The organism is Roseateles oligotrophus (assembly GCF_014204525.1).
Lineage (GTDB): Bacteria > Pseudomonadota > Gammaproteobacteria > Burkholderiales > Burkholderiaceae_C > Paucibacter_A > Paucibacter_A oligotrophus_A.
In genome coordinates, this window is sequence record NZ_JACHLP010000002.1 from 228,275 (window position 1) to 254,552 (window position 26,278).

General features: G+C 64.9%; 25 protein-coding genes. 12 read left to right on the forward strand and 13 right to left on the reverse strand.

The annotated features are described in order from the left end of the window. Nucleotides 1-272: 272 nt before the first annotated feature. Nucleotides 273-1,034 carry a TSUP family transporter gene (locus HNP55_RS05620; protein WP_184297064.1) on the forward strand — a complete coding sequence of 254 codons (762 nt, stop codon included), beginning with the start codon at nt 273-275 and terminating at the stop codon, nt 1,032-1,034. Here HNP55_RS05620 and HNP55_RS05625 read toward each other — a convergent pair. Next, on the reverse strand, nt 1,031-3,490 hold the full coding sequence (locus HNP55_RS05625; RefSeq protein ID WP_184297066.1) for an ATP-binding protein: 2,460 nt from the start codon (nt 3,488-3,490) through the stop codon (nt 1,031-1,033). The genes HNP55_RS05620 and HNP55_RS05625 overlap by 4 nt on opposite strands. 17 nt (nt 3,491-3,507) lie before the next feature. After that, nucleotides 3,508-4,287 (reverse strand): DNA-binding response regulator, encoded by a 780-nt coding sequence (locus HNP55_RS05630; RefSeq protein ID WP_221439478.1) that lies wholly within the window; start codon nt 4,285-4,287, stop codon nt 3,508-3,510. Nucleotides 4,288-4,487: 200 nt separating this feature from the next. On the opposite strand from HNP55_RS05630, the gene HNP55_RS05635 reads away from it, so the two are divergent. Next, nucleotides 4,488-5,306: an HDOD domain-containing protein gene (locus tag HNP55_RS05635; RefSeq protein ID WP_184297068.1), complete on the forward strand. Its 819-nt coding sequence runs from the start codon at nt 4,488-4,490 to the stop codon at nt 5,304-5,306. A gap of 35 nt (nt 5,307-5,341) precedes the next feature. Here HNP55_RS05635 and HNP55_RS05640 read toward each other — a convergent pair whose 3' ends face one another. From HNP55_RS05640 to recA, 11 genes are all read right to left on the reverse strand, one after another. Beyond that, entirely contained in the window at nt 5,342-6,532 is a 1,191-nt protein-coding gene (locus HNP55_RS05640; protein ID WP_184297070.1) for a diguanylate cyclase domain-containing protein, read from the reverse strand. A gap of 143 nt (nt 6,533-6,675) precedes the next feature. After that, nucleotides 6,676-7,341, reverse strand: coding sequence for an FHA domain-containing protein (locus tag HNP55_RS05645; protein ID WP_184297072.1), 666 nt, complete (start codon nt 7,339-7,341; stop codon nt 6,676-6,678). Nucleotides 7,342-7,569: 228 nt separating this feature from the next. Beyond that, a complete protein-coding gene (locus HNP55_RS05650) occupies nt 7,570-8,358 on the reverse strand; it encodes a Stp1/IreP family PP2C-type Ser/Thr phosphatase (protein ID WP_184297074.1) in 789 nt (262 codons plus the stop codon). Continuing rightward, on the reverse strand, nt 8,355-9,434 hold the full coding sequence (locus HNP55_RS05655; protein WP_184297076.1) for a serine/threonine-protein kinase: 1,080 nt from the start codon (nt 9,432-9,434) through the stop codon (nt 8,355-8,357). The genes HNP55_RS05650 and HNP55_RS05655 overlap by 4 nt, the downstream gene beginning before the upstream one ends. A 37-nt stretch (nt 9,435-9,471) precedes the next feature. Beyond that, the gene (locus tag HNP55_RS05660) at nt 9,472-10,218 is read right to left on the reverse strand and encodes a TerC family protein (protein WP_184297078.1); all 747 of its coding nucleotides are present in this window, start codon (nt 10,216-10,218) and stop codon (nt 9,472-9,474) included. A gap of 195 nt (nt 10,219-10,413) precedes the next feature. Then, nucleotides 10,414-11,307 (reverse strand): succinate--CoA ligase subunit alpha, encoded by an 894-nt coding sequence (sucD, locus tag HNP55_RS05665; RefSeq protein ID WP_184297080.1) that lies wholly within the window; start codon nt 11,305-11,307, stop codon nt 10,414-10,416. A 33-nt stretch (nt 11,308-11,340) separates the two neighbouring features. Next, entirely contained in the window at nt 11,341-12,501 is a 1,161-nt protein-coding gene (gene sucC / locus HNP55_RS05670; RefSeq protein ID WP_184297082.1) for an ADP-forming succinate--CoA ligase subunit beta, read from the reverse strand. 24 nt (nt 12,502-12,525) lie between these two features. Next, the gene (locus HNP55_RS05675; protein WP_184297083.1) at nt 12,526-13,128 is read right to left on the reverse strand and encodes a DUF2889 domain-containing protein; all 603 of its coding nucleotides are present in this window, start codon (nt 13,126-13,128) and stop codon (nt 12,526-12,528) included. A 190-nt stretch (nt 13,129-13,318) separates the two neighbouring features. Then, a complete protein-coding gene (locus HNP55_RS05680; RefSeq protein WP_184297085.1) occupies nt 13,319-13,915 on the reverse strand; it encodes a regulatory protein RecX in 597 nt (198 codons plus the stop codon). A gap of 44 nt (nt 13,916-13,959) precedes the next feature. After that, nucleotides 13,960-14,346, reverse strand: a complete 387-nt coding sequence (locus tag HNP55_RS05685; RefSeq protein WP_184297087.1) for a nuclear transport factor 2 family protein — start codon at nt 14,344-14,346, stop codon at nt 13,960-13,962. Between the two features lie 15 nt (nt 14,347-14,361). Then, on the reverse strand, nt 14,362-15,399 hold the full coding sequence (recA, locus tag HNP55_RS05690) for a recombinase RecA (RefSeq protein ID WP_184297089.1): 1,038 nt from the start codon (nt 15,397-15,399) through the stop codon (nt 14,362-14,364). Between the two features lie 405 nt (nt 15,400-15,804). Here recA and HNP55_RS05695 point away from each other — a divergent pair, with 405 nt between their 5' ends. The 10 genes from HNP55_RS05695 to HNP55_RS05740 all read left to right on the forward strand — a co-directional run bounded on the left by HNP55_RS05695 (nt 15,805) and on the right by HNP55_RS05740 (nt 26,275). Continuing rightward, nucleotides 15,805-16,086 (forward strand): hypothetical protein, encoded by a 282-nt coding sequence (locus tag HNP55_RS05695; RefSeq protein ID WP_184297091.1) that lies wholly within the window; start codon nt 15,805-15,807, stop codon nt 16,084-16,086. Nucleotides 16,087-16,100: 14 nt separating this feature from the next. Beyond that, nucleotides 16,101-17,594 (forward strand): TadE/TadG family type IV pilus assembly protein, encoded by a 1,494-nt coding sequence (locus tag HNP55_RS05700; RefSeq protein WP_184297093.1) that lies wholly within the window; start codon nt 16,101-16,103, stop codon nt 17,592-17,594. A gap of 39 nt (nt 17,595-17,633) precedes the next feature. Next, complete coding sequence (locus HNP55_RS05705; RefSeq protein WP_184297095.1) at nt 17,634-18,458, forward strand: hypothetical protein; 825 nt, start codon at nt 17,634-17,636, stop codon at nt 18,456-18,458. 48 nt (nt 18,459-18,506) lie between these two features. After that, the gene (locus tag HNP55_RS05710; RefSeq protein WP_184297097.1) at nt 18,507-19,301 is read left to right on the forward strand and encodes a hypothetical protein; all 795 of its coding nucleotides are present in this window, start codon (nt 18,507-18,509) and stop codon (nt 19,299-19,301) included. A gap of 5 nt (nt 19,302-19,306) precedes the next feature. After that, entirely contained in the window at nt 19,307-20,134 is an 828-nt protein-coding gene (locus tag HNP55_RS05715; RefSeq protein ID WP_184297099.1) for a hypothetical protein, read from the forward strand. Then, the gene (locus HNP55_RS05720; protein ID WP_184297101.1) at nt 20,131-20,862 is read left to right on the forward strand and encodes a hypothetical protein; all 732 of its coding nucleotides are present in this window, start codon (nt 20,131-20,133) and stop codon (nt 20,860-20,862) included. Before HNP55_RS05715 ends, HNP55_RS05720 begins: the two co-directional genes overlap by 4 nt. Next, nucleotides 20,859-21,044 (forward strand): hypothetical protein, encoded by a 186-nt coding sequence (locus HNP55_RS05725; RefSeq protein WP_184297103.1) that lies wholly within the window; start codon nt 20,859-20,861, stop codon nt 21,042-21,044. Before HNP55_RS05720 ends, HNP55_RS05725 begins: the two co-directional genes overlap by 4 nt. Before the next feature lie 158 nt (nt 21,045-21,202). Continuing rightward, complete coding sequence (gene cpaB, locus HNP55_RS05730; protein WP_184297105.1) at nt 21,203-22,117, forward strand: Flp pilus assembly protein CpaB; 915 nt, start codon at nt 21,203-21,205, stop codon at nt 22,115-22,117. Nucleotides 22,118-22,243: 126 nt separating this feature from the next. After that, complete coding sequence (locus HNP55_RS05735) at nt 22,244-24,433, forward strand: SH3 domain-containing protein (RefSeq protein ID WP_184297107.1); 2,190 nt, start codon at nt 22,244-22,246, stop codon at nt 24,431-24,433. A gap of 9 nt (nt 24,434-24,442) precedes the next feature. After that, entirely contained in the window at nt 24,443-26,275 is a 1,833-nt protein-coding gene (locus HNP55_RS05740; protein ID WP_184297109.1) for an ATPase, T2SS/T4P/T4SS family, read from the forward strand. The last annotated feature ends 3 nt before the right edge of the window (nt 26,276-26,278 follow it).

The following is a 26,278-nucleotide window of genomic DNA, read 5'->3' on the forward strand; positions in this document are numbered from 1 at the left end:
AGAACGGTGCGTGCGGCCGGTAAAAACCCCAAGTGCGTGCACCTGCGGCGGCCCCTACATTTGCCCCACGTAATGCATGGGCTGCGTCAAGCGGCCCGGGCAAGGCGGGCTGAGGAGACAAACTCAAGCTGATTGAGAAACGTTGAAGAAACGTTGAAGAAACGATAGACGACGAAAAAAGTGACGCTGTCACAATCACGGGCGCCAGGAGCTTTGCTTCAGGCGCCCGTTTTATTTGCCGCCCTCCTCGCCTCCAGCCCCCGCCTCAGCCCATGCTTGAACTTGTGATCGTTGCCCTGGCCTCCTTGCTGGCCGGTTTTGTGGATGCGGTGGTGGGCGGCGGTGGCCTGGTGCTGGTGCCGGCCTTGTTCAGCGTGTTCCCGCAGGCCGCGCCGGCCACGCTGTTCGGCACCAATAAGGGGGCCTCGGTGTGGGGCACGGCCTGGTCTACCGTGCAGTACGCGCGCCGGGTCAGCCTGAATTGGCAGGCCTTGTTGCCGGCGGCGGCGGTCGCCCTGCTTGGCAGCTTTGCGGGCGCCTGGACGGTGACCCTGATCAGCGCCGACTTTCTGCGCCGCGCCCTGCCTTTGATCCTGCTGGCGGTCTTGATCTACACCTTGCTGAGAAAAGACCTGGGCCGGGTCCATGCGCCGCGTTTTGCGGGGCGCAAAGAGACTGTGGTGGCGGCCGCCATCGGTTTCACCATCGGCTTTTACGATGGCTTTTTCGGCCCGGGCACCGGCAGCTTTTTCGTCTTCCTTTTTGTGCGCCTGCTGGGCTACGACTTTTTGCACGCCTCGGCCACGGCCAAGCTGATGAATGTGGGCACCAATATCGCGGCCCTGAGCCTGTTCGCGATGAAGGGCCATGTCTGGTGGCATATCGCCTTGGTGATGGCGGTGACCAATGTGTTGGGCAGTCTGATCGGCACCCGCATGGCCCTGGCGCGCGGCGCGGGCTTTGTGCGGGGCATGTTTGTGTGCGTGGTCGGGGCCTTGATTCTGAAGACCGGCTGGGATGCTTTCTTGCGCTAGTCCTTGATGTCGGCCTGCGGCCGCAGCAGCGCTTCCAGCGCTGGCCACCACTCTTCGTCGCGGGCCGGTTTGAGCACAAAGGCCTGGTCGACCCAGGCCTGGGGCGGCCGGGCGCAGCAAAGCAGCAGTTTCAGCTGGGGCTGCTTGGCCCGCAGGCTGGGCCAGGCCGCTTCCAGTGGGCCCTCGGGCAGCAGGGCTTCGCTGACCAGTAGATCAGGCGTCTCGGTCCGCAGCCATTCGAGGTCCTGCGCCAGGCTGCTGGCGCGCCAGACATCAAAGCCCGCTTCCAGCAGGCGTTCGGCGTGGCGGTCCTGCATGGCCAGGCAGGGTTCCAGCACCAGGGCGCTGCGGCCCTGACCCAGGTCCAGACAATGCCTGGGCAAGGACTGGCTCGGGGGCATCAACACGTCTTGCTCCTGCCCGATTTGCAGGCCCAGCTCGAAGCTGAAGCAACTGCCCTGGCCCAGCTGGCTGCTCAGCTTGATCTCGCCGCCCAGGGTGCGGGCGGCTTGAGCGGCAATGCTCAGGCCCAGGCCCATGCCGGGCAGATGGCTGGTGCCGGGGGCGCGCTCAAAGGGCTTGAACAAGAGGCCCAGGTCTTGCTCGGCGATGCCGGGCCCGTTGTCGAGGATGTCGAAGTGCAGGCGGCCGGCCTGCACGCTGGCGCTGAGCTTCACCTCGCCGTTTGCGGTGAATTTGGCCGCGTTGGACAGCAGGTTCAGCAAGACCTGGCGCAGCAATTTGGCATCCAGCACAACAAGCGCCGGCAAGTCTTCGGCGATCTGTAGGTCGAAGCGATTGCCGCCGACCCGCGCCAGCAACTCGCCCTGCGCCGCCAGGTCCTGCAGCAGCCCGTGCAGATAACAGGTACCTTGCAGGGATTCGGGGGTGGGCTTGTCGGCGGGGCTGGTGGGCGCCTGCTCCTGGCCGGGGGCGTTGCGGGCAAAGGCCTGCAGTTCGTCGATCATGTCCAGCAGCAGCAGGCAGCTGCGCTCCAGCCCGACGCGCGCGCGCTCCACCTGGGCGCGCGATTCGCTGCTCATGCTGCGGGTCAGATGCAGCACCGAGGCCAAGGGGGCGCGCAGATCATGGCCGATATAAGCCAGCAACCGGCTCTTGGCGGCATTGCTGGCCTGGGCATTGGCGCTGGCCTGGGCCAGTTCGGTGGTGCGGCGGGCCACGGCGGCTTCGAGCCGCTCTTGCTGGGCATGGCGCTCGGCCAGCAAATGCTCTTGCGCGCTGCGTTTGTCGCGTTCGATTTGCAGCAGCTGGGCAATGGCCACGCACAGAATCAGCAGGCAGGACAGCAGGCCCAGCAGGGGCAGGCCGTATTCGCTCCAGGCATTGTCGGGGCTCAGCCCCAGGCGGGCCGACTGCCGTGCCGACCAACCCAGGCCTTGCAGGACGATGGAGGCGAGCAGGGGCCAGGCCAGGCGCGGGCGGTAGCGGGTGGCGCGGGCGGCAAACAAGGCGCTGAGCATGAGGATGCAGAGATTCATCAGCATCAGCAGCAGCGCGCCCTGGCGGTACTCGCCCAGGACGGCATAGCCCAGCAAGGCCAGGTCCACAGCTAGCAGCAGCAAGCCCAGCCGGTAGAGCCGCCGCTGGCGCTGCCGCACCTCCAGCATGCTGCAGTGGCTCAGGCCCAGCAGCAGAATCATCAGATTGCCGAAGACTCCGATGGCGCGCGGCGCCCAGTCCAGCGCCGTGGGCCACAGGAACATGAAGGCATAGCCCTTGACGCTGGCCTCGTAGAACAGATAGCTGAGCAGAAAGGCGCCGATCAGCAGATAAGTGGGCCGACGCAGCGAGACGAACAGGAGCAGGGCGATCAAGGCCATCAGGCCGTGGGCACCGGCCAGCGCGCCCGCCAGGCCATCGTGCAGGCGATCAAAGCGGGTCAAGTCGGCCGGGCGCCACAGATGCAGCCCCAAGCTGATCGAGGGTCTGCCCGCGATGCGGATCAGCAGCAAGGCCTCGCCCTGCGGCGGCAGTTCCAGTTCGAGGGCGCTGAGCCGGTGTGGCAGCGCGCGGCGTTCGAACGCCTGATCCATGCCGGCCGCGCTGCGCCGCCATTGCCCGTCCTGGCGCAGATGAAAGGCGACGTTTTCGGCGCGGGCCGAGTCCACGGTCAGGACGCGGTGCACCGGCGTGTTCGCCGTGTTGCGCAGGCGCAGGCAGAGCCAGAAGGCCGAGGCGCTGAAGCCGGGCTGCAGCAGGGCGTTGTTGTCGGCCATGGGGATGAACAAGGCCTCGCCGCCCGCCAATATCTGTTCGCGGTCCAGGCTGGCGCTGCTGTCTTCGCGCACGCTGACAAAGCTTTGCAAGGCCAGGCGTGGCGGGCCGCTGGCCAGGTCCAGCACCGTTGCGGCTGCTGCAGCCGCGGCGGCGGGCGTACCGATCAGCAGCAGGGCCAGCCAAAGCGAGCAAAGCGGCCAAAGCAAAGTCCGCAGCATTGGCATCGCCCTGTGCTTCAAGGGTTGGGCGTTGCGGCGTCGCGGGCGGTCTGGCGGTAGGCCAGGGGTGTTACGCCAAAGCGTTCCCGGAAGGCGGTGGCGAAGTTGCCGGCGTTCTGAAACCCCACCGTGCTGGCAATATCGTGGATGGACATGGCCGTGTCGCCCAGCAGGCGCTGGCCGGTGCGCACCCGCTCGTCGCTGATGAAGCCCGAGACCGTCAGACCCAGTTGCTCGCGGAACAAGGCCAGCAGGCGCTTCTCGCTGAGGCCGATCTTGCGCGCCACATCGGCCACCGAGGGCAGTTGGGCCAGGTTGTCGCGGATGTATTGCACCGCGCCCTGCATCAGCAACTCGTTCGGGTTGCGCGGCGTGGCCGCGTTCGCCGTTTGCAAGCCTTGCTCGGCCTGGCGCAGGCGCTGCTGCAGATGCAGGTGTACGCGCACACGGGCTTGCACCTCGTCGGGCATAAAGGGCTTGCCGATATAGTCCACGCCACCGTGGGTCAGGCCCTGCACACGCCGTTCGGGCGAGTTGTCTGCGCTGAGGAAGATGACGGGTATTTGGGCCGTTAGCGGGTCGGCCTTGAGCAGGCCGCAGGTGGCCAGCCCATCCATATCGGGCAGGTTCAGGTCCAGCAGGATCAGCGCGGGCTGCAGGGCCTGCGCTCTTTGCAGGCCGCCGTGGCCGCTGTCGGCGCTGGTCAGCCGGTAGTCCTTGCGCAGCAGGTCGGCGAGCTGGCGCAATTCCTCCGGCTGATCATCGATCATCAAGATCAGCGGCGCGGTCGGAATCACGGTGTAGCGACTTTGGACATGAGGGTCAGATTGTTACCCGGCGTCCTCGACGCCGGGTGCGCACAGAGTACAGTTGAAGCCGTTCATGTCTGCGTCCTGATTCGTGTACCTGCAGGCCCAAGCTTGCCAGAAAATCAACCCGTGTTCTTGCGCGGCCTGCCAAGATCGCGACTTATGCGAGCAGAGAGAGGAGTTTGTCCATGCCAGTTGATCCACAGCTTCGTACGCTTGAAATAGAAATTCCGACCCAGCCCGAGGTGCTGGTCAAGTTGTCCCTGCTGATGGCGGCCGAAGACATCGATCTGCTGGCCATGTCGGCCCTGGTCGAAACCGATATGGCCCTGGCCGCGGCGGTGCTCAAGGCGGTCAACTCCTCGCTTTACGGCCTGCGCGGCAAGGTGCAGACGGTGCACCAGGCCCTGACCTATCTGGGCATGCGTGAGGTGTCCGGCATCACCTTTGAGATGGGTTTGCGCGCCGCCTTTCCGCCCGCCGCCGAGCTGGAGCCGGTGTGGAAGCGCGCCTCCGAGCGCGGCATCATGATGGGCCGCATGGGCCAGATGCTGGGCGTGGACCCCTGGGCCGCGCACTCGGCCGGCCTGTTCGAAGAGTGCGGCAAGGCCGTGCTGTACCGTCATGCGCCCCAGCATTACACGGCCATGTTGCGTGCGGCCACGCGCGATTCGGAGCTGGTGGAGTTGGAGCACCGGGCCTTTGGCGTCAGCCATGATGCCCTGGGTGCGGCCCTGTGCGAGAGCTGGGGTCTGGCGCCGGCCTCGGTGGCCAGCGTGCGCCACCATGTGCAGGTGCAGGAAACCTTGCTGATGCCCGAGGTCTTGCAACGCCGCGGGGTCAGTGCGATCTCGACCATGGCCTGGTCCATGCTGCTCTGCCCCGAGCGGCTGGAGGAGGTGGCGCATGAAATCTCGCCCCAGGCCTCGCTGGATGAAACCCTGGTGCTGCGGGCCTCGCGCCGCGTCAGCGAGCAATTGCAACTGGCCCAGGAACACGGGCGCTGAAACCGGGCCCGACAGCGCTGTTGCGGCCCACTTGCTCAGCCGCGGCCGGGCGCGCTGGCAGCCCGGCTGAGGCGATCACGCCCGGCATGCTTGGCGATATAGAGCGCCTCATCGGCCGCCTGCATCAGGGCTTGTGAACTCAGATAGGGTTCGGCCGGGCAGTAGGCGGCCAAGCCTATGCTGACCGTCAGGATCTGGGCCTCGCCCACACCGCCGGCGTGGGGGATTTGCAGGGCGCGCAGCTCTTCGCTGACTTGCTCCAGCAGGTTCTGGCTGACCTCCAACTCAAAGCCAGGCAGCAAGGCCACAAACTCCTCCCCACCCAGGCGGGCCACCAGATCGGTATCGCGCTTGAAGCGTTCGCTCAACAACTGGGCAAAGCGCTGCAAGGCCTGGTCGCCAGCGGCCTGGCCATAGCGTTCATTGAAGTTCTTGAACTGGTCCAGGTCCAGCACAGCCAGGGCCAGGCGCCCGCGATGGCGCTGGGCGCGCTTGAATTCGCGTCGCAAGGCTTCGTCGAATTCGCGTCGATTGGGCAGGCCGGTGAGGGCGTCGACGCGCTTGAGCTGATCCAGCTCCTGGGTACGCTGGGCCAGGGCTTGTTCGGCCTGGTGCAGGGCGGCGGCCTGGCGTTCGGCCTCGGCGCGGAAGGCTTCGGCGCGCTGCTGCTCCTGCTGGGCGCGTTGAATCCACTGCCGCTGGGCACGCTGGATGGTCTGGCTCAGGCCGGCCAGCTCATGGAGCTGGGTGCTGGGGGACAAGGTGCTGGGCCCGTCCTCGGCCAGGCTTTCGGTCTGCTCGGCCAGGCCACGCAGCGGGCGCATCACCAGGCGCTCCAGCAGCCAGATCAGGCTGCCGCTCAGCAGCATCACCAACACGATGTCGCGGGCCAGCATGGCGGGCAGGTGTTCGCGCCATTGCACCGGTTCGGCAAGGGTGCCGGTGGCCGGCGCTTCGAACACCAGTTCCTGGTTCGCGGCCGGCAGGCTGGCGATGGTGCTGCCGACACCCTGGCTCAGGCCCGGTGGGCGGGGATTGCTTTGGCGCAACTGGTGCTGAAGGTGCAGCCAATCGGTCAGGCCCACGATCAGGCTGCAGCACAAAAACACGGCCAAGCCCATGCGCAGGCGGATGGAGTGCAGGCGAGAGGGCTTGCTGAGGAGCGCTTTGTCCGGCTCAGGAGCAGCGAGCTCGGCATTGACTTGTGGATGAGGGGAGTGGCTCACGGCAGGGCAATGCGATGGAGCGAACACCATAGTTCGCGCATCAATTGTGCAACGCAAGCCCCGTTCTGGGGGCTGGAAAAGGCCAGGGTATGCCCTGGAAAAGCGAGCGGATGCTACCCCGTGCAAGCCCGCGGCGCGGGGCTTCAGGCGTGCACGAACTGCATCTGCGTGCCGGCCAACTCGATCACATCACCATTCTTCAAGGCGATGGATTCACCGGTCAGCGCCACGCCGTTGACGGTCGGCCGGGCCAGGCCCTCGACATGGGCAAACACATAGCCGCTGGGGCGTTTGGTGATGGAGGCCACCTGCACGCCGGGCTTGCCCACGGTGGTGACGACCTTGGTCAGGCTGACCTCGCGGCCGGCGGCGGCACCGGTCAGCACCTTGATGGTGGCGGGCAGGGCGGAGGCGGCCGTCGGCAGGCTGCCGAAGGCCGAGGGTGAAGCAAAGCCGCTGGGCGTGCCGGCTTGGGCTGCGGCAGCGGACTTGAGAATCATGGTCTTCTCGTAGTCGCCGTTGTCTTCCAGCAGGAACTTGATCTTGTACTTGCCGATTTCGACGATGTCGTTATTGGCCAGCAACTGCTTTTTGATCGCCTTGCCGTTGATGTAGGTGCCGTTGGTGGAGTTCAGGTCTTCGATGAAGACATCGCCACCCACCATCTGCAGCACGGCGTGCTCGCCGCTGACGGCCAGGTTGTCAATGACGATGTCGTTGTAAGGCCGGCGCCCGAGCGTGGTCTTGTCCTTGGTGATCTGGACATCCTTGATTACCACACCGTCGAGCGAAACCACCAGCTTGCCCATCTTTGACCTCAAATCCTGTTGTCTTGTTTGTTTCTCCGCGACCCTGGCTTGCCGCTCGTCCCATGCTGTCGAATGCTGCTGACTGCTTGTTGCCCGGGCGGCACAAGGCGCCGCCAAGCATCGACGACGGAGATGATAGCCGCCGTCGATGGCACTCAGCTGCGGGTTGCCCCTGTTTGGGCCTGTTTGGCAATTTCTGACGCGCTGTTGCGACGCCCCGACGTATTTTCAACGCCGGCCGAAGGGCCACCAGGAGCGCGGCTCGGCCTTGGGCTTGTTCTCGGCGCGCACCAGAATCAAGGCGATATTGTCACGGCCACCCGCCTCATTGGCCGCCTCGATCAGGGCGTGGCTGGCCTCGGGCAGGGCGGGCCGTGCGATCAGCAACTGGCGCAGGGCGTCGTCTTCCAGCATGTCGGACAAGCCGTCCGAGCAGAACAGGAATTGGTCGCCGGGCAGCACCTCGTGCAGATGCAGCTCCAGCATCACCGTGTCTTCCACGCCGACGGCGCGGGTGACGAGATTCTTGTTGTTCGAATAGACCGCTTCCTCCGGCGTCAGCAGGCCGGCGTCCAGTTGCTCTTGCAGCAGGGAATGGTCGCGGGTGATCTGGGTCAGTTGGCCGGCCCGCAGGCGGTAGCCGCGCGAGTCGCCCACATGGCCCAGCAGCAGGCCTTCTGCACGAAACACGCCCAATACCAGGGTGGTGCCCATGCCGGCATAGCGCGGGTTGGTGTTGGCGGCGTTGAAGATGGCCCGGTTGGCGTTGTCCACGCAGATGTCCATGGCGCGGCGCACATCGGCCGGGCTGGCGGCGGCGCCCGATTCCTTGAGCCAGCGGCCCAGCTCGGCGCGGATAAAGCTGGTCAGCATCTGGCTGGCGACCTCGCCGGCGTTGTAGCCGCCCATGCCGTCGGCCAGCACGGCCAGGCCGACGTCCTCGTCCAGGGCTACCGAGTCTTCGTTGTTGTCGCGCGCGCGGCCGACGTCTGTGGCGCTGAAGAACTCCAAGCTCATGGTTTTTCTGAGTGATGAGATGCAGGAGGATTCTGCCCTGCTTCGCCCAGCTCCAATCTGAGCGTGCGGGCAAAAGGATCGGTCAAATTGTCAGAAAGGTCCGGGTCTTCCTGACTTTTAATCTCAGCGGATTGAAGCTCCGCCTTGGGTTTGGGCAGCTCTTGCAGCACGGCCGCCAGATCCTGGGCCATCTGCTGGCCGCTGGCATAGCGAAGCTCGGGGCGTTTTTCCAGCGCCAGGGCCAGCACCAGGGCCAGGGACTCTGGCAGCTCGGGCCGGTAGTGGCGCACATCGGGCGGGGCCTGGTTGGCGATCTGGTACATCAGCTGGGCCATGGAGTCGGCCTGGTGAGGCAGGCGGCCGGTCAGCAACTGGTACAGCATGACGCCCAGGGAATAGAGGTCGCTGCGCCCGTCCACCTTGAGGCCGGCCAACTGCTCGGGCGACATGAAGGAGGGCGTGCCCAGCACCAGGCCGGTGCGGGTGCGGCTGCCATCGGCGATGCGGGCGATGCCGAAGTCCATGATCTTGAGCACGCCGCTGCGGCGCTCCAGCATCACATTGGCGGGCTTGATATCACGGTGGATGACGCCTTGGGCGTGTGCATAGTCCAGCGCCAGGGCCAGGCGCTGGCCCAGCGCCAAGACCTCGTCCACCGGCAGCAGCTGGCCGGCGCGGATGAAGTGGCTGAGGTCCTGGCCCTGCACGTACTCCATGGCAATCCAGTTGTCCTCGCCGTCCACCCCGGCGTCCAGCACCTGCAGGATGTCGGCATGCTGCAGATGGCCGGCCGCACGCGCTTCGCGCATAAAGCGCTGGCGCACATCGGCCAGATCCTCGGCGGCAAACTCGCGCTGCAGGGCCAGGCGTTTGATGGCCACCTGGCGGCCGCTGGCCTTTTCGGTGGCCAGATGGACCACGGCCATGGCGCCGCGGCCCAGCAACTGCTTGAGCTCATAGGCTTGCAGCCCTGGGCTGCTCTTGTCGGTACGCTTGTGACCGAGACCGGACGAGCTGGCCGCCGCGGCCGCAGGCGTGCTTGATCGACCCAGAATGCGCTGCCAGAAGCTGCTCATTGACGCCTTTTAGCTCGGTTTCAAAGCTCCCTGCAGCTCAGCCTGCCGGGGTGGTGGATGGATTCTGGCGCGCGGCAAACCATTTGCCCAGTGCCAGTACCAGCAAGGCGCCCGCAATGCCGCAGCCGTAATGCAGGGCGGGCAAGACGGTGGCGGCGGCGCCCGGCTGGGCGGCCGGCGTGCTGGGCACCCAGGCGCTCAGCGCGGGGTCGCCCACCATCATGGTGCCGGCGATCCAGCCCAGCAGCATGGCGCCCAGCGTGATGACCATGGGGAAGCGGTCCATCAGCTTGATCACCAACTGGCTGCCCCAGACGATGATGGGAATGGAGACCAGCAGGCCGAAGATCACCAGCGGCATCTGATGTGCGCCGCCCGCGCCCTGGGCGGCACCGGCGATGGCGATGACGTTGTCCAGACTCATGACGAAGTCGGCCACGATGACGGTTTTGACGGCGGCCCAGAGCTTGTCGCTGGCCTGGATGCTGCTGTGCTCGTCCTCGCTTTCAGGGATCAGCAGCTTGGTGCCTATCCACAGCAGCAAGGCGCCGCCGACGAGCTTGAGATAGGGCAGTTGCAGGAGCGTGATGGCGAAGAAGATCAGCACCACGCGCAGGACGATGGCGCCGGCCGTGCCCCACAGAATGCCGCGGGTGCGCTGCGCATCGGGCAGCTTGCGGCAGGCCAGGGCGATCACGACGGCGTTGTCCCCGCCCAGCAGGATGTCGATCATGATGATCTGACCGACCGCCAGCCAGAACTCGGGGCTTAGAAAGTTTTCCATGCACTCTTGCTTTGTTGTGCCGCGCGGCGCGCAGCGTGAAGGGATCTTGCGCCGCGGCAGTCTCGATCAACTATAAGGCCCAGGCCACGTATCGCTGGCGCCCGACCTGCTGGATGCAAGCATGAAAAAAAGGGGCCTGAGCCCCTTTTGGTCATGGCGCGAGGCCATTTACAAGCCTCGCCTGCATGCTGTGGATTACAGCAGGCCCTTGAGCAGCTTGCCCATTTCCGAAGGATTGCGGGTCACGGTGAAGCCGCACTCTTCCATGATGGCCAGCTTGGCGTCGGCCGTGTCGGCGCCGCCGGAGATCAGGGCACCTGCGTGGCCCATGCGCTTGCCGGCAGGCGCGGTCACGCCAGCGATGAAGCCGACCACGGGCTTCTTCATGTTCAGCTTGCACCAACGGGCGGCTTCGGCCTCATCGGGGCCGCCGATCTCGCCGATCATGATGACGGCGTCGGTGTCCGGGTCTTCGTTGAAGGCTTGCATCACGTCGATGTGCTTCAGGCCGTTGATCGGGTCGCCACCGATGCCGACGGCCGAGGACTGGCCCAGACCGATTTCGGTCAGCTGTGCCACGGCTTCATAGGTCAGCGTGCCGGAGCGCGAGACCACGCCGATGCGGCCCTTGCGGTGGATGTGGCCGGGCATGATGCCGATCTTGATCTCGTCGGGCGTGATCAGGCCGGGGCAGTTGGGGCCCAGCAGCAGGGTGCGCTTGCCACCGGCGGCTTCCTTGGCCTTCATCTTGTTGCGCACTTCCAGCATGTCGCGGACGGGGATGCCTTCGGTGATGCAAATCGCCAGGTCCAGATCGGCCTCAACGGCTTCCCAGATGGCGGCGGCAGCGCCGGCGGGCGGCACATAGATCACCGACACGGTGGCGCCGGTCTGGTGGGCGGCTTCCTTGACGGTGGCGTAGATTGGGATGTCCGAGAACTTCTCGCCCGCCTTCTTGGGGTTCACGCCGGCGACGAAGGCGTTCTTGCCGTTCGCATAGGCCTGGCAGCCCAGGGTGTGGAATTGACCGGTCTTGCCCGTGATGCCCTGGGTGATGACCTTGGTGTCTTTATTGATGTAGATGCTCATATTCGTATTCCTTGCTGGTCAGCAATCAGGCGTTCAGGCGACGGCGGCGACGATCTTGGTCGCGGCTTCGGCCATGGAGTCGGCAGCGATGATGGGCAGGCCGGATTCGGCCAGCATCTTCTTGCCCAGCTCTTCGTTGGTGCCCTTCATGCGCACGACCAGGGGCACGGACAGATTGACGGCCTTGCAAGCGGTGATCACGCCTTCGGCGATGGTGTCGCACTTCATGATGCCGCCGAAGATATTGACCAGAATGCCCTTGACCTCGGGGTTCTTCAGCATGATCTTGAAGGCTTCGGTGACCTTCTCGGCGGTGGCGCCACCGCCCACGTCCAGGAAGTTGGCCGGCTCGCCGCCGAACAGCTTGATGGTGTCCATGGTGGCCATGGCCAGGCCGGCGCCGTTCACCAGGCAGCCGATATTGCCGTCCAGCGAGATGTAAGCCAGGTCGAACTTGGAGGCTTCCACTTCGGCCGGGTCTTCTTCGTCCAGATCGCGGTAGGCGACGATCTCGGGGTGGCGGAACAGGGCGTTGGCATCGAAGTTGAACTTGGCGTCCAGGGCGATCAGATTGCCCTTGCTGTCGCAGTTCAGCGGGTTGATTTCAACCAGCGAAGCGTCGGTGTCCATATAGCACTTGTAGAGCTTGGCGAACAGGTCGACGGCCTGGTCCACCGAAGCGCCGGTGAGGCCGATGGCCGCGGCGATCTTGCGCGACTGGGCTTCGGTCAGGCCGGCCAGCGGGTCGATCATCTCGGTGATGATCTTCTCGGGTGTGGAGTGGGCCACTTCCTCGATGTCCATGCCGCCTTCGCTGGAAGCGATGAAGGCCACCTTCTGAGTGCCGCGGTCGGTCACCAGGGAGACATAGAGTTCCTTGTTGATGTCGGCGCCGTCTTCGATGTAGAGGCGACGCACCTTCTGGCCTTCGGGGCCGGTCTGGTGCGTGATCAGCTGCATGCCCAGAATCTCTTCGGACAGCTTCTTCACGTCTTCCAGCGAACGGCCCAGCTTGACGCCACCGCCCTTGCCACGGCCACCGGCGTGGATCTGTGCCTTTACGACCCAGACCGGGCCGCCCAGCTTCTGTGCGGCTTCAACCGCTTCTTGCACCGTGAAAGCCGCATGGCCACGCGGCACCGGCACTCCGAATTGGCGCAGGATTTCCTTGGCCTGGTACTCGTGAATCTTCATAGGGTTCTCGCTTTTTTGGGGAAGTCAGGAAGAGGAAGCAGGTAGCGCTTGGGGCGGCTCGGCGTTGGACGCCTCGGCCATGCTGCGATACCAGCGAGGGTAATGAGTCCGAACAACTTCGCCGTCACGCCGCAGGGCGTGGCAACGGTCGATCTGGAACGGCGGCTGACCGTCGGCCGAGCCTTCGCGGGTGTCGATGACGACGCCCGCAAAAGCCTGGATCACGCTGGTCGGCAGTACTTGGCACAGCTCGGTCAGATGGGTGCAGCCCTTGGCGCCGCTGAGGCGGTCTTTGACGCCGAGGCGGAAGCCCTGCATCAGATTGAGGCCGACCAGGCGCTGGTAGGCCTCGCCATGCTGCTCGCAGGCGCCGGGGTAGGGCATCCAATGGGTGGCCGAGCCGGCCTGGAGGATATTCATCTGCGTATCGATCAGCAGATGCAGCTTCATCTCGTGTATCGGTTCGCCCGCATGGCGTACCCCGCCTGCCAAAGGCATGTCCTGGGTCTTGGTGTCCGACAGACCGGCTTCGACTTCATACAAATGGTCATCGCGTGCAAAGACCTGCACATCGATGGCGCGACGATGTATCAAGCGGCGCGGAGATGAGGGAATGGGTGAGGACATGGACGAATACGACGATCGCTGGGGCGCGGGTACTCTGGGTCGAACAGGGGTCGAGAACCAGCAGGCCACGTAGTTAGCGCAGACGGCAATGTAGCATGTTGCGCTGCGGCAAGCCTTTCATGGAACTGTCGGCGCTCGCAAACTTCGGCCGGTTTTGCACCAGGTTTGGGCTTTTTTGATCGCCCGGCCCTCATTCCTGCGCCGCATCCTTTCCCTCTGCCTCTTCCTGCTCCAGGGCGCGCAGCAGTTGGCGGATCAGCTCGGGCGCAAAGCCCCGCTGCAGCAGGAAACGGGTCTGTTTGGCGCGTGCGGCGGCCAGGGCTTCATGGCTTTGGTTTGGTGTTTTGCCGGCAGATGGCGGGCCGATGGCGCCAAATTTGCGCTCCCAGACGCCGCGGGCCCGGTCCAGCTCGCTGTTCTTCAAACGCTCCAGATGCTCGGCATCCAGGCTCAGGCCATGTTGGGCCAACTCCTGTTTGATGCGGCCGGCACCAAAGCGGGCCGCGCGGGCATGCAGACGCGACTCGACGAACCGCGCCTCGCTCAGATAAGACTGTGCCTGCAGCCAGGCCAGCAGCGCTTCCACCGTCTCGGCGCTCCGCTCCGGGTTGTCCTGCTCGTCCGAAGCCAACCCGCTGCCGAACTCCTTGGTGGCCGCCTCATCCTTGCGCAGGCGCTCTTGCTCCATGCGGAGCAGCTTGCGCCGCAACTCGCTGACGCTGTGCTCGCGCTGCGCCAGCAAGGCGATGGCGCGAGCCTTCAGCGACAAGGGCTTGGATGACTTCATGCGAGGTAAGGGGCAAGGCCTGCAGGCAGGCGGCGGACGCGGTGCTAGAAGCGTTCGATGCAGTCGCAGGCGCGCGGCGGCGGCTCGTAGGGCGCGGGCCAGTGATCGACGATGCGGCAGATGCGGCCGGCCGCGTCGAACTCAAAAAAGGAAATACCGGTTTCCGTCTTCACGCTATCGGCTTGGCGCAAATGAAAAGCGATTTCGGACACCGCCTGGTCACCCTCGCCCAGCAGGCGCAGCAACTCGGCCTCCCAGTCGCCCGGCCAGGTCTGGTTGAAGCGCAGATAGGCCTGGCGGCCGCGCACCCGCTCGCGGGTCTGCGGCACTTCGTAAACAATGTCTTCGGCCAGCAGCTCGGCAAAAGCGGCCCAGTCGCGGGCATTGGCGGCCTGCCAGTACTGCCTCACCTTTTGCTGGCTTGGGTTCATGGCGGGCTTATCGGTTTACTCGTCCTGCACGGCGGCCAGCAGGGGCACGCCCAGGGAGTCACGCACCTTGTTCTCGATCTCGCGGGCGACGTCGGCGTTCTCGCGCAGGAATTCGCGCGCATTGTCCTTGCCCTGGCCGATCTTCTCGCCGTTGTAGGCATACCAGGAGCCGGACTTCTCGACCACCTTGGCCACCACACCCATATCGATGATCTCGCCCTCGCGGCTGATGCCCTCGCCGTAGAGGATGTCGAACTCGGCCGTCTTGAAGGGCGAGGCCACCTTGTTCTTGACCACCTTGACCTTGGTCTCGCTGCCGATGACCTCATCGCCCTTCTTGATCGAGCCGATGCGGCGGATGTCCAGGCGCACCGAGGCGTAGAACTTCAGCGCATTGCCGCCGGTGGTGGTCTCGGGGCTGCCGAACATCACGCCGATCTTCATGCGGATCTGGTTGATGAAGATGACGGTGCAATTGGTCTTCTTGATGGTGGCGGTCAGCTTGCGCAGGGCCTGGCTCATCAGCCGGGCTTGCAAGCCGGGCAGGGAGTCGCCCATCTCGCCTTCCAGCTCGGCCTTGGGCGTCAGCGCCGCCACGGAGTCGACCACGATCAGGTCCACCGAGCCCGAGCGCACCAGGGCGTCGACGATTTCCAGCGCCTGCTCGCCGGTATCGGGCTGGCTGATCAGCAGGTCTTGCAGATTGACGCCCAGCTTTTGCGCGTACTGGATGTCCAGCGCATGTTCGGCATCGATGAAGGCGCAGACGCCGCTGAGCTTTTGCATCTCGGCAATCACCTGCAGGGTCAGCGTGGTCTTGCCGGAGGACTCGGGGCCGTAGATCTCGACCACCCGGCCGCGCGGCAGGCCGCCCACGCCCAGGGCGATGTCCAGTCCCAGCGAGCCGGTGGACACCACCTGGATGTCCTCGATCACCTCGCCCTCGCCCAGACGCATGATGGAGCCCTTGCCGAACTGCTTCTCGATCTGGGACAGGGCGGCCTGCAGGGCCTTGGCTTTTTCGGTGTTGACGGATTTTGCGGGGGCGTCCATGAATTTCTCCTCGATGAGCTGGCCGGATTATGGCGCAATCTGTATGTTTGTACAGTGGTTTTGAAAATTCCCGCGCGGGAATGTCTTGAGTCCTTGGCCGGCCGGGTTTTGATCCAAGTCAGCGCAAGTGTCTGTTGCAAATCGGTAGCAAGTGAATCCCAATGTAAGCGAGACCTGGCTCATGGGGTGAGCCAGGTCTCGGAGGGGGCTCAGGGTCCTGGCCCCATCAAGGCGATGAGAGAACTCGTTACATGTGGACGCAAGTTCCACTCTTTGGGGGGGGTGCTGCTTTGCTGCCCCTTCAAATATCGTGCCTGCTGTTTGATTTGTCACTGCAACTAACAAGTTATGCCGGTGACCTGTCAATCAAAAACATCGAGATTAGAGAACTTAAGGGATCCATCCATGCGCCAGAAGAGCAGCCAAAGAAAGCAACGCGGTCAGGGCATGACCGAGTACATCATCATCGTCGCCTTGATCGCGGTTGCTGCGATCGCGGTCTACCAGTTCTTTGGCCAGACCATCCGTAGCCAGATGGGCGGCATCGCCATGGAAGTCTCCGGGCAATCGGCGCAGGACTCCATCGATAAAGCCAAGTCGGCTGCCGACAATGCCGCAGCCGAGAGCAAGAAAAAAGGCCTGAGCGAGTACAAGAACGACAACTCTCGCGGGGGCGCTGCGCCCTGATTTGAGAAGCCGCCATGATCAGAACCAGCCCCCCAAGAGGCTGGTCAGCGGGGCGAGGGAGGCGCAAGCAGCGCGGGCAAGCATTGGTCTATGGGCTTTTCATGCTCATGGCCGGGCTGGCTGCGCTGTTCTTTCTCTTCAACACTGGCCAGCTCGCTCGCGAGAAGACCAAGCTCGTCAATACCGCTGACGCGGTGGCGCTCAGTGCCGGCATGATGAATGCGCGCGCGCTCAATTTCGACGCCTACAACAACCGCGCCCTGATCGCCAACGAGGTTCTGGTGGCTCAGATGGTGAGCATCTCTTCGTGGAGCAAGTTTGTCGTCGAGCGCTCGGAGAATCTCGGCTCGGTGTTCCCGGAATGCAATGTGCCGCCCTCGGCCGGCTGGGCGGCGGTGATCGCCGCCATTTCAACGCAGCGCAAATTTGATGTGCCTTACGCCATCATGTGTTTTGCGGTGGTGAACTATTTAGACGAATACATCTCGGAGTTGAGAGAAATTGTGCCCCCGGTGACTGAGACCATTGTTCGTTTCGTTGAGGGGCAAAAAAGAGCCATTCAAATTTCTCAACAGCTCCTGCACGCCCCCATGGTGTTTGAGCATTTGCGCGGCGACCTGATGCAAGAGGTGGCCGACGCCAATTATGCGAACGACGGCAGCGTTAAGGCCGGCCCGCGCAACAAGGTGGAGCATTTGACACTGCCGATGACGGACGATTGGGCGGGCTTCACCTCTGCTTACAGCGGCAATCAGCGCGGCCGCTTTGCCGAGGTCACCAAGAAGGCGGCGGCCACCGATGAGTTTGTCGATAACCGCTCCTGGACGGCCAAGGCCACCCTGCCCGTGGTGGATGCCAGCGCCTGCATAGGCCGCTTCAACGAGGTGCGGCGCCGGGGCGGCACCGAGTTGGTGGGCTATGACAAATGGCAGGCCGAGGACACCGAGTCATTCTGGGAGTGGCGGCGGCGGCGCTGGTTTGGCTGCCGCCGGGTGGAGCAGCCCATAGGCTGGGGGGCGCAGGCCGCCTATCCCCCGGGCCGGGGCTCGGCCAGCGGCAGTCCTCGCCTGGGCGGGTCGCCGGCCGACAACCCACGCGCAAGCGCAGAGGCCCGGAGTTCAAGCGGGGACTGGCATGTGTATACCGGCCTGCCGACCTTCTACGAACTGTCGCAAACGCAGCTCAACAAGACCGAGGCCCCGCGCATGCGCATGGCCGTGCGCCTGACGCGCGAGCATGACCAGGCCTTGATCTCCGGTGCCCGCTCCGACATCCAGCGCAGCGAGCGGCTCAACCGCCTCGACGCCCATCTGGCCGGCGGGGTGATGGCGGCCGTGTCCAGCTCCGAGGTGTTTTTTGACCGGCCTCCGGCCTCACCCAAAAACCCGCGCGGCGGGCCTTATGAGGCGGGCAGCTTGTTCAACCCATTTTGGCAGGCCCGCTTGGTCGAAACCTCGGCCGCCGACCTGGCGCTGGCGCGCCTCAAGCAAGGCCTGGCGGGCCCATGAAGGCGGCGGCAACCCGCAGCGAAACCTGATCACGACTGAATGAAATCACTGGCAAACATGAAAACTACTTCTTTGTATCCCTCGAGTCGGGCTGTGCTGGGCTGCACCTTGCTGCTGGCCGCCTGCGGCGGCGCGGGCGGTGGCGAAAGCCCGCCACCCGCGCCGCAACGCAAAGACACGGTTCACCATGTGCGCTTGAAGACCACCATTCCGCCCCTTCTTGCGCTAGCTGAAGAATCCTGGAACTTTGCTAACAAGATGTGCCCCGGTTTCATGGCCCAAAAACCCAACCATGAGGTGTTCCGGCAATGGGAGGACATCTATTACGGCGCGGGGGCTACTGCAGTGCATACCACCACCCACACAGTTAAGGGGAACACAAGAGCAAACGCGAGTAATACCGCCATCAGTTGCGAAGTGCTTGAAGAGAAGACACACACGATCGAGGTCTATACGCCTGCGGGCCACTGCCGGTACGACGTGATGGCGGGCACCGGTGGACTGTCCGCCCATGGCCGTGGATGTGGCACGCCTTTTGATGTTTTTGCCCCCACCAAGAACAAGCGCAGCAATTCCGTGCGGGATACGGATCGCACGCTGAAGTTCGGCGTCGAGGAGTGCAAAGTATTTGAATCCCGCTCCGTCGATCTCGACAGCCGATTGAAGACGGAGGATTGCATACAGCTTAGGGACGATGTGTTTGTGGGCAGTTATCAAGGGGGTGTCGGTGGCCTGCAATTGAATGTGGTGGGAGATGGTCGGTTGCTGGAGGCAATGACGATGGAGAAGATCGACCGCGATCGCATGCTGCCGGACCTGCACAGCATCTTCCCGCGCAGCGTCGCGGATCTGCCCAAGCCTTGATGGCTTTGAATCCAAGCTCCAATCCGCATGAAACCCTTCACCCTCCTCTTGTCAAAAACCGCTCTGGGTTGTGCCCTGCTGAGCGTATGGCTGCTGACGGCCTGCGATGGCAAAAGCGGCGGCGAAAGCCCCTCATCTGCGCCGCAACGCGCAGAGACGGTTCACCATGTGCGCTTGAAGCACGCCAGTCCGGCCGCTATTGCGCTGGCTGAAAAAACCTGGGCGGCGGCCAGCCGGCAGTGCCCCAAGCTCGCGGCCAAAAAGCCCAGCCATGAGCTGTTCCAGCAATGGGAAGATATCTATTACGGCCCCGGGGCCACGGCGGTGCATACCACCAGCCAGCTTTTCACGCCGCTCCTGGCGAATGCGGCGACGCCTGGTGTCTACAGCTGTGAGGTGCTTGAGGAAAAGGTCCACAGGATAGCCCTCCATACGCCGGCGGGCTCATGTCACTACAAGGTGATGACGGGTAGCGGCGGCGATGCGGCCAATGGCGATGGATGCGGCAAGGCTTTTGATGTGTTTGCCGCCGCCCCCAATCAGCGCAGCAGCTCGGTGCGGGATACGGGCCGCACGCTGGCCTTGGGTGGCGAGGAATGCAAGGTCTTTGAAGATCGCGTTGACGACATCGACGGCCAGATGCTGATGGAGGAATGCGTACAGCCCAGGGACGATGTGTTTGTGGGTGAGTTGCATGGCGGCATCGGTGGCCTGCTGCTGACGGCGCGGGGCGTCGGGCAGGAGGGGCATGAGATGCGCCTCGAAAAGATAGAGCGCGATCGCAAGCTGCCGGACCTGCACCGCATCTTCCCGCGCAGCGTCGCGGATCTGCCCAAGCCTTGATGGCCATGCGAGCGATTTCAAGCCAAGGCCGGCGCCAGGCCGGCCAGGCGCTGACCGAGTTCCTGGTCGTGTCCCTGGCCTTGCTGCCCTTGTTCATGCTGATTCCGGTGATAGGCAAGCTGCAGGATCTGGGCCACCAGACCCAGATGGCCAGCCGCTATGCGGCCTTTGACGCCAGTGCGCGCAACCCCATGCAGGGCGCGGGCTGGAAGCCCGAGGCGCAGCTGGCGGACGAGGTGCGGCGGCGCTTCTACAGCAATAGCCAGGCGCCGATCAAGACCGGCGATGTGGCCGGCGACTTTGCGGGCATGCGCAACCCTCTGTGGGTGGACCCCGAGGGCAAGCCCATGATTGCCAGGTTTGCCGACATCACGGTGGACTTCGGCCCCGGCCGCCATGCGGGGCATGACGGCGCCTTCATCGGCGCCTCGGACGACAAGCCCTTCAGCCTGGTCCCGTATTTCGACGCCAAAAAACTGGGGCTTCAGTCGCCCGGTCTCTATCAGGCGAATGTCGGAATCAAGCTGGCCAAGCTGCGTGGAGATAACCGACTACTCAAGCCGTTTGATCAGCTGGATCTGTCCATGCACAGATCGACGGTTTTGCTGCTGGACCCCTGGATGGCGCGCTCGCCAGAGCAGGTCGATGAGCGCAGCAAGAAGCTGCTGCCCTTGTTGACCCCTCTCGAGGTGGTGGAGCCCGTGGTGGACTTGGCAATCACCATTGCCGAGATCGGTCGAACGCGCGGGCCGCGTTTTGGCAAGCTGGAGGAGTGGCGCGATATGGTGCCGGCGGACCGCTTGCGCAGTGCCAAGCCGCGGGAGACGCCATGAGCCGCGCCTTCTGCTCATTGGGGCTTGGCCTGCTGCTGCTGGGCCTTGCCGGGCCGGCCTGGGCGACGGCCGTCTGGCCCGTGATTGCGCTGCCGGAGCAGGCGCAGCGGGCCTCGGTCGGCCAACAGGTGGAGGCACGCGGTGTCCCCATGCGGCTGCAGGCGTTTGAGTGGGCCGTGCCCATGGCGCAGGCCCTGGCCTGGTTTCAAAGGCAGCTGGGTGCGGACGCGGTGCTTGCACCCCTGGCCGGGGGCGGCCAGGTGCTGGGGCGCATGCAGGGCCCGCACTACCTCAGCGTGCAGTTGCAGGCGACGGTGGGGGGCGTGAAGGGTGTGGCGGCGGTCAGTGATATGGCCGCGGCCTGGCGCGACCGTGCCAGCTACGCCGCCTTGCGCGAACGTTGGGAGCGGCGCCTGGGTTATGGCGCGCAAACCCAGGGCCTGACGCTGTCCCAAGACCCGGGCAAGGAGAGCCTGCACTGGGTGGCCAGCCACCCCGACACGGTGCAGGGCACGGTGCAGCGCCTGCGTGCGGAGCTGCTGGCCGAGGGCTTCAGGCTTGAGCGTGAAGTCAGCGTCGATGACAGCCAGCCTCGCCAGCTGCCGCGCGGCAGCAATTTGTGGTTTGCAGCGCCGGGGCGTGAGGCCATCGTGGTCGTGACACCGGGTCCATCGGGGGGGAGCACGGTGGTGATGAATGTGGTGACGCAGCAGGGGAGCCCAAGATGAGCAAGCCAGCAAGGCGCAGGCAAGGAGGCCAGGCCTCGGTGGAGTACGTGGTGGTTTGCCTCGCCCTGGTGCTGGCCTTGGGTTTGTCCATGTTGACGGATGAAAGCGTGCTCAAGCAGTTGATCGAGGCCTTCCGACTCGCCTACAAGAAGATCTCTTTTGCCCTGTCCTTTCCTTACTGAACCCGCTTAATCAGTTGGTGACAGAGCTACTCGGGGAGTACCCGTCTGAGTTCGCGCACAAAGGTCCGGCAGGGGCTTTGTGGCTAACGAAGGACTTGGCGCATGCAAGCGCCAAGGCGGGCGGTCTGTCACGCAAAGAAATAAGTTAGACAAGAACAATGAAAATTCCTTCGATCAAGAGCCTGAAGGTCAACAAGACCTGGTTGGGCCTGGGGGCGGCTTTGGGCATAGGCCTGATCGCGGCCTTGGCGGCGCGCAGCTATTTGTCCAATCAAATTGAGCAGATCAATGCCAAGGGCAAGGGCGAGCGCGTCGCCGTGGTGGTGGCCAAGGGCGATCTGCCCAAAGGCGCTTTGCTGAGTGCGGACAATCTGGCCGTCAGGGAGATACCGGCCGAGTACGCGCACTCCACGGCCTTGAGCCCCGATCAGTTCGAGCGCGTGGAAGGCCAGTCCCTGGCCATGCCGCTGCGGGCCGGTGAGATGGTGATGTGGGGCTTGCTGGAGCCGCAGCGGCCGGCCACGTTTTCGGCACGGGTCGAGGCCGGCCGGCGCGCCCTGACCTTGGCGGTGGACGAGATCAGCTCGATCTCCGGCATGCTGGAACCGGGCGACGCCATCGACCTGATTGCCACCCTGGACCTGCCGGGGGGCAAGCGCACGGTGCCGGTGATGCAGGGCGTGAAGGTGCTGGCGACGGGCCAGCGCGCCGTCGATGATGCCAAGAGCGGCGAGCGGCGCAATTACTCCACCGTCACGCTGGACACCGACCCGCAGCAGGCGCAGATCCTGATCCAGGTGCGCGAGCGCGGCCGCATCACGGCCTTGTTGCGCAACCCGGGCGACCAGGCGGTGCTGCCGGGCATTCCCCGCGACCTGGCGGCCTGGTTGAACGGCAAGGGCGGGGATATGGGGGACGGCAAGACCGTGCCCGTGCTCTACGGCGGCGGGCTGACACGCCTGGCCCCCGAGGCACTGAATTTGCCAGGCGCCGCCACGGACGCCAAGGCGGTGCAGGGCGCCGATGCGAGCCAGGCTGCCGAACTTGCCCGGGCCCTGTCCGGCAGCCCTTGAGCCTTGTGCCCACCCAGTAAAAAAACTCCAAGGCTTGCCGCCGCGAGCGGTGGCCATGCATTCGGTTTGCGCCTGTTCAGCCCCTGGTTCGAGCGGCAACAGGGCAAGCCTTCCCAGGTATCAGCGATGAATCACAGCACACAGGGGCTTGGCGCCAAGGCGCTTGCCCAAAAAAATCTCAAGCAGCCCCTGGCCTGGCGCCGCTCCGCCTTGCTCGGCCCGGTTCTTCTGGCCGTGGCCGAATTGCTGAGCGCGCAGGAACGCGCGCCAGCCCAGAGCGCGGGCGCGCCCGTGACGGCGCTGTCGGGCGACGGCGGCTTTGGCGAGATGCTGCAGGGCAAGGCAGCGCGCAGCGCGGCCAAGGCCAATGGCCGCGGCGCTTACGCGCCGGTGCGCAAGCAAGAAGACGATGGCCAGGTGCCCGAGATCGAGATGTTCGCGGGCGAGTCGCGCGTGTTCCCGGCACCGGGCGTGGCGCGGATTGCCGTGGGCAATGGCGGCCTGCTCACGGCCGCCGCCCTGGACGGCAAGGAGGTCATTCTCTTCGCCAATGGCCCCGGTACCTCCTCGCTCTTCATCTGGCATGAAGACGGGCGCTACCAGCGGCTCAAGATCAATATCGTGCCCGGTGACACCTCGCGCATCGCGCGCGAGATTGCCGCCTTTCTCAGCGCCATTCCCAATGCCCGCGCCTCCATCATCGGCGACAAGGTCATCGTCGAGGGCGAGCGCCTGAGCGACACCGACCTGGCCCGCATCGCGATGCTGGAGAAGCGCTATCCGCAGATCGTCAACTTCACCTCCAGCCAGGGCTGGGAGCAGATGGTGATGTTCGACGTCAAGGTGGTGGAGTTCCCCGTCAACGCCTTGCGCGAGCTGGGCCTGAAATGGTCGGCCGTGGGCGGCATGGCGATAGGCGGCATCTGGTCGCCCTTCAACCGGGGCACCGGACCCTATACGGTGAATGTGAGCACCACCACCAAACAACCCATTTCCTCCAACGATCCCAACCAGGCGACCGTGCCTCTGCCCTCGGGCCTGACCATCCTCAGCGCGCTGAATATGGGCTTGAACGCGCAGCTGCAAGCCCTGGCGCAAAACGGCAGCAGCACGGTGCTGGCCGAGCCTCAGCTGTCCACCCGCAATGGCTCCAAGGCCAGCTTTCTGGCCGGCGGTGAGTTCCCCTACTCGGTGGCCACCCTCCAGGGGCCGACCATCATGTTCAAGTCTTATGGCGTCAAGCTGGACATCCTGCCTCGGGTGGATCGCTCCGGCATGATCCGCGCCACCATAGACACCGAGTTCTCGCAGATCGATGGCTCGATCAGCACGCCTAACGGCCCGGCCTTGCTGACCCGCAAGACCAATACCGAATTCAATGTCCGCGCCGGCGAGACGATTGTGCTGAGCGGCCTGATCCAGCGCGATGTTTCCAATAGCGTGGAGAAAGTGCCCTTCCTGGGCGACATTCCCGTGCTGGGCGCGCTGTTCCGCTCCACCCGCTACCAGAACAAGGAAACCGAGCTGGTGATCTTCGTCACCCCCCGGTTGGTGGACCCCGCCAGTGTCGAGAGCGGCGAGCGCATCGAGCGTGTGCAGCAGCGCCTGCAAGAGCGCCTGGGCGCAGCCCCGCACCTCAGCGAGCCTTTGCAAGCGGGCCATGACTTCACCGGCAGCACGCGGGCGCCAGCGCCTGCGCCGGCACCGGCCGTGGCCGCGAGCGACGACGCCCAACAAGGCGCCCACCTGCAAGTGCTGCAGGAGGGGCTGGTTTTGCGTGAGGGGCCGAGCCGCCAGGCCAGCCCTTTGATGGGCCTGGCCAAGGGCGCCGTGCTGCGCCTGGGTGGGGCGAATCTGGTGTCGAACGAGGGCGTGGAATGGCGCCAGGTTCGCCTGGGTAGCAAGGAGGGCTGGGTGCCGGCCCTGGCCGTCAGGCCCTTTGTGAACGGCCCCGTCCACAGCGGCGGTGGCCTGGCCAACACCGACCGCCAGGGGCCGCTGCTGGGCTTGCTGCCCCCCGGCGCGAACAAGGCCGTGCCGGCCGGTGGCGCCCTGACCTTGAGCGGTGCCGGCCTGAGCCAGCTGCGCCTGCGCGTCGGCCTGGATCGCCTGGCCTTGCGTGTTACGCCGGATGTGAATGCGCCGGCGCTGATGGTTCTGCCGCGGGGCCAGCAGGTCACGGTCTTGGCGGAGCCGGCGCGCAGCCACTGGACGGCGGTTGACGTGGACGGCCGGCGCGGCTGGGTGGCTTCGCAATGGTTGCAGCCCTTGCTATCGCAAACCCCGGCGGCGGGTGCGCCGGCCCCCACGCGTTGAGGAGGCGGCATGCTGCAAATCGACATCACCCATCCCGACGGCGCCAGCCAGAGCGTGCAAGTCGATGACGACTGCGTCATCGGCAAAAGCGCCCAATGCGAGCTGCGCCTGGACAGCTGGCGCGTGGGCAAGGAACATGCGCGGCTTTGCCGCACGCCAGCGGGCGTGCTGCTGGACGATCTGGGCACGTTTGGCGGCGTCAGCGTCAACGGCCAGCGCGTCAGCTCCCAGCATGGGCCACTCAAGGCCAGCGACGAAATCCGTATCGCGGGCTACAGCCTGCGTGTGACGGAAATCGGCACGCTGGGCGGCGTCGTGCAAGCCGCCCATCCACGCAGCAGATCCGACACCGCCGCCACCCGCAACCGCGAGGCCACCGAGACCTTGCTGGAGTCCCGCTTGCTGGCCGAGGCGGCCCAGCGCAAGGCCCTGGAGGAGCGCGACGCGCAGCGCGCGCAAGCGCGCTCGGTAGCCAGTGCCGCGGCGCCTGCACCCGCTGTTCCACCCAGTTATGGCTTGGTGCTGGCGCCCGACCCGGCGCTCAAGCAAAGAGAGTTCGAGTGGCGTCGGCGCGTGCACAGCAAGCTGCTGGAGACCATGGACCTGCGCCGGCATGATGTCTCCTCCATGAGCGACGAGACGCTCAGAAAGGAGACCGAGCAGTTCATCCGGCAGATTCTGCGCAGCCTCAAATCCGAGCTGCCGGCGGATCTGAACGAGGACTTGCTCTGCCGCCAGGTGCTGGACGAAGCCGTGGGCCTGGGCCCGCTGGAGGATTTGCTGGCGGATGAGTCGGTGTCCGAAGTGATGGTGAATCGCTTTGACGAAATCTATGTGGAGCGTGGCGGCCGCTTGACGCGCCACCCGCTGACCTTCACCGGCGACCGCGCCGTGCTGGGGGTGATCGAGCGCATCGTGGCACCGCTGGGGCGGCGCATCGATGAGTCCTCCCCCATGGTCGATGCCCGCCTCAAGGACGGCTCGCGGGTCAACGCCATCATCCCGCCGCTGGCCTTGAAGGGGGCCTGCCTGACCATACGCAAATTCTCCAAGCGCAAGCTGGGCGCGCAGGACCTGGTGCGCTTTGGCGCGATCAGCCCGGCCATGGCGAGCTTTCTGGAAATCTGCGTCAAGGCGCGCAAGAACATGATTGTTTCCGGCGGCACGGGCTCGGGCAAGACCACCTTGCTGAACATTCTGTCCAACTTCATCCCGGCGGGCGAGCGGGTGATCACGGTGGAAGACGCCGCCGAGCTGAAGCTGGACCATGAGCATCTGATCAGCCTGGAATCGCGCCCAGCCAATGTGGAGGGCAAGGGCGCCGTCTACATCCGCGACCTGGTGAAGAACACCTTGCGCATGCGGCCGGACCGCATCGTGGTGGGCGAGTGTCGCGGCGCCGAGGCGCTGGACATGTTGCAGGCCATGAACACCGGCCACGAAGGCTCGCTGACCACCTTGCACGCCAACACGCCCCGGGACGGCCTGGCGCGCCTGGAGACCATGGTCTTGATGGCGGGCATGGACCTGCCCCTGACGGCCATCCGCGAGCAAGTTACCAGCGCGGTGGATTTGATCGTCCAGCAAACCCGTTTCAGCTGCGGAACGCGCATGGTGACCTCCATCACCGAGGTCGCCGGCATGGAGAGCGGCAAGATCCAGCTGCAGGAGCTGTTCCGCTTCCACAATCAGGGCTATATCGGCCCGGAGGGCCGGGTGCAGGGCTGGTTTGAGGGCTGCGATCTGGTGCCCAGCTTCTATGAAGAGCTGCGTGCCACCGGCCACGCGCTGGACATGGACATCTTCAAGAGCGGCAAGCCCGCGCTCGCGGCGCAGGCCTGAGGA

What these genes read in the sequence shown, in the direction of transcription:
- HNP55_RS05620 (WP_184297064.1), top strand. Translation starts at nt 273, where the DNA reads ATGCTTGAACTTGTGATCGTTGCCCTGGCCTCCTTGCTGGCCGGTTTT.
- HNP55_RS05625 (WP_184297066.1), bottom strand. Translation starts at nt 3,490, where the DNA reads ATGCTGCGGACTTTGCTTTGGCCGCTTTGCTCGCTTTGGCTGGCCCTG.
- HNP55_RS05635 (WP_184297068.1), top strand. Translation starts at nt 4,488, where the DNA reads ATGCCAGTTGATCCACAGCTTCGTACGCTTGAAATAGAAATTCCGACC.
- HNP55_RS05645 (WP_184297072.1), bottom strand. Translation starts at nt 7,341, where the DNA reads ATGGGCAAGCTGGTGGTTTCGCTCGACGGTGTGGTAATCAAGGATGTC.
- HNP55_RS05650 (WP_184297074.1), bottom strand. Translation starts at nt 8,358, where the DNA reads ATGAGCTTGGAGTTCTTCAGCGCCACAGACGTCGGCCGCGCGCGCGAC.
- HNP55_RS05655 (WP_184297076.1), bottom strand. Translation starts at nt 9,434, where the DNA reads ATGAGCAGCTTCTGGCAGCGCATTCTGGGTCGATCAAGCACGCCTGCG.
- HNP55_RS05660 (WP_184297078.1), bottom strand. Translation starts at nt 10,218, where the DNA reads ATGGAAAACTTTCTAAGCCCCGAGTTCTGGCTGGCGGTCGGTCAGATC.
- sucD (WP_184297080.1), bottom strand. Translation starts at nt 11,307, where the DNA reads ATGAGCATCTACATCAATAAAGACACCAAGGTCATCACCCAGGGCATC.
- sucC (WP_184297082.1), bottom strand. Translation starts at nt 12,501, where the DNA reads ATGAAGATTCACGAGTACCAGGCCAAGGAAATCCTGCGCCAATTCGGA.
- HNP55_RS05675 (WP_184297083.1), bottom strand. Translation starts at nt 13,128, where the DNA reads ATGTCCTCACCCATTCCCTCATCTCCGCGCCGCTTGATACATCGTCGC.
- HNP55_RS05680 (WP_184297085.1), bottom strand. Translation starts at nt 13,915, where the DNA reads ATGAAGTCATCCAAGCCCTTGTCGCTGAAGGCTCGCGCCATCGCCTTG.
- HNP55_RS05685 (WP_184297087.1), bottom strand. Translation starts at nt 14,346, where the DNA reads ATGAACCCAAGCCAGCAAAAGGTGAGGCAGTACTGGCAGGCCGCCAAT.
- recA (WP_184297089.1), bottom strand. Translation starts at nt 15,399, where the DNA reads ATGGACGCCCCCGCAAAATCCGTCAACACCGAAAAAGCCAAGGCCCTG.
- HNP55_RS05695 (WP_184297091.1), top strand. Translation starts at nt 15,805, where the DNA reads ATGCGCCAGAAGAGCAGCCAAAGAAAGCAACGCGGTCAGGGCATGACC.
- HNP55_RS05700 (WP_184297093.1), top strand. Translation starts at nt 16,101, where the DNA reads ATGATCAGAACCAGCCCCCCAAGAGGCTGGTCAGCGGGGCGAGGGAGG.
- HNP55_RS05705 (WP_184297095.1), top strand. Translation starts at nt 17,634, where the DNA reads ATGAAATCACTGGCAAACATGAAAACTACTTCTTTGTATCCCTCGAGT.
- HNP55_RS05715 (WP_184297099.1), top strand. Translation starts at nt 19,307, where the DNA reads ATGCGAGCGATTTCAAGCCAAGGCCGGCGCCAGGCCGGCCAGGCGCTG.
- HNP55_RS05720 (WP_184297101.1), top strand. Translation starts at nt 20,131, where the DNA reads ATGAGCCGCGCCTTCTGCTCATTGGGGCTTGGCCTGCTGCTGCTGGGC.
- HNP55_RS05725 (WP_184297103.1), top strand. Translation starts at nt 20,859, where the DNA reads ATGAGCAAGCCAGCAAGGCGCAGGCAAGGAGGCCAGGCCTCGGTGGAG.
- cpaB (WP_184297105.1), top strand. Translation starts at nt 21,203, where the DNA reads ATGAAAATTCCTTCGATCAAGAGCCTGAAGGTCAACAAGACCTGGTTG.
- HNP55_RS05735 (WP_184297107.1), top strand. Translation starts at nt 22,244, where the DNA reads ATGAATCACAGCACACAGGGGCTTGGCGCCAAGGCGCTTGCCCAAAAA.
- HNP55_RS05740 (WP_184297109.1), top strand. Translation starts at nt 24,443, where the DNA reads ATGCTGCAAATCGACATCACCCATCCCGACGGCGCCAGCCAGAGCGTG.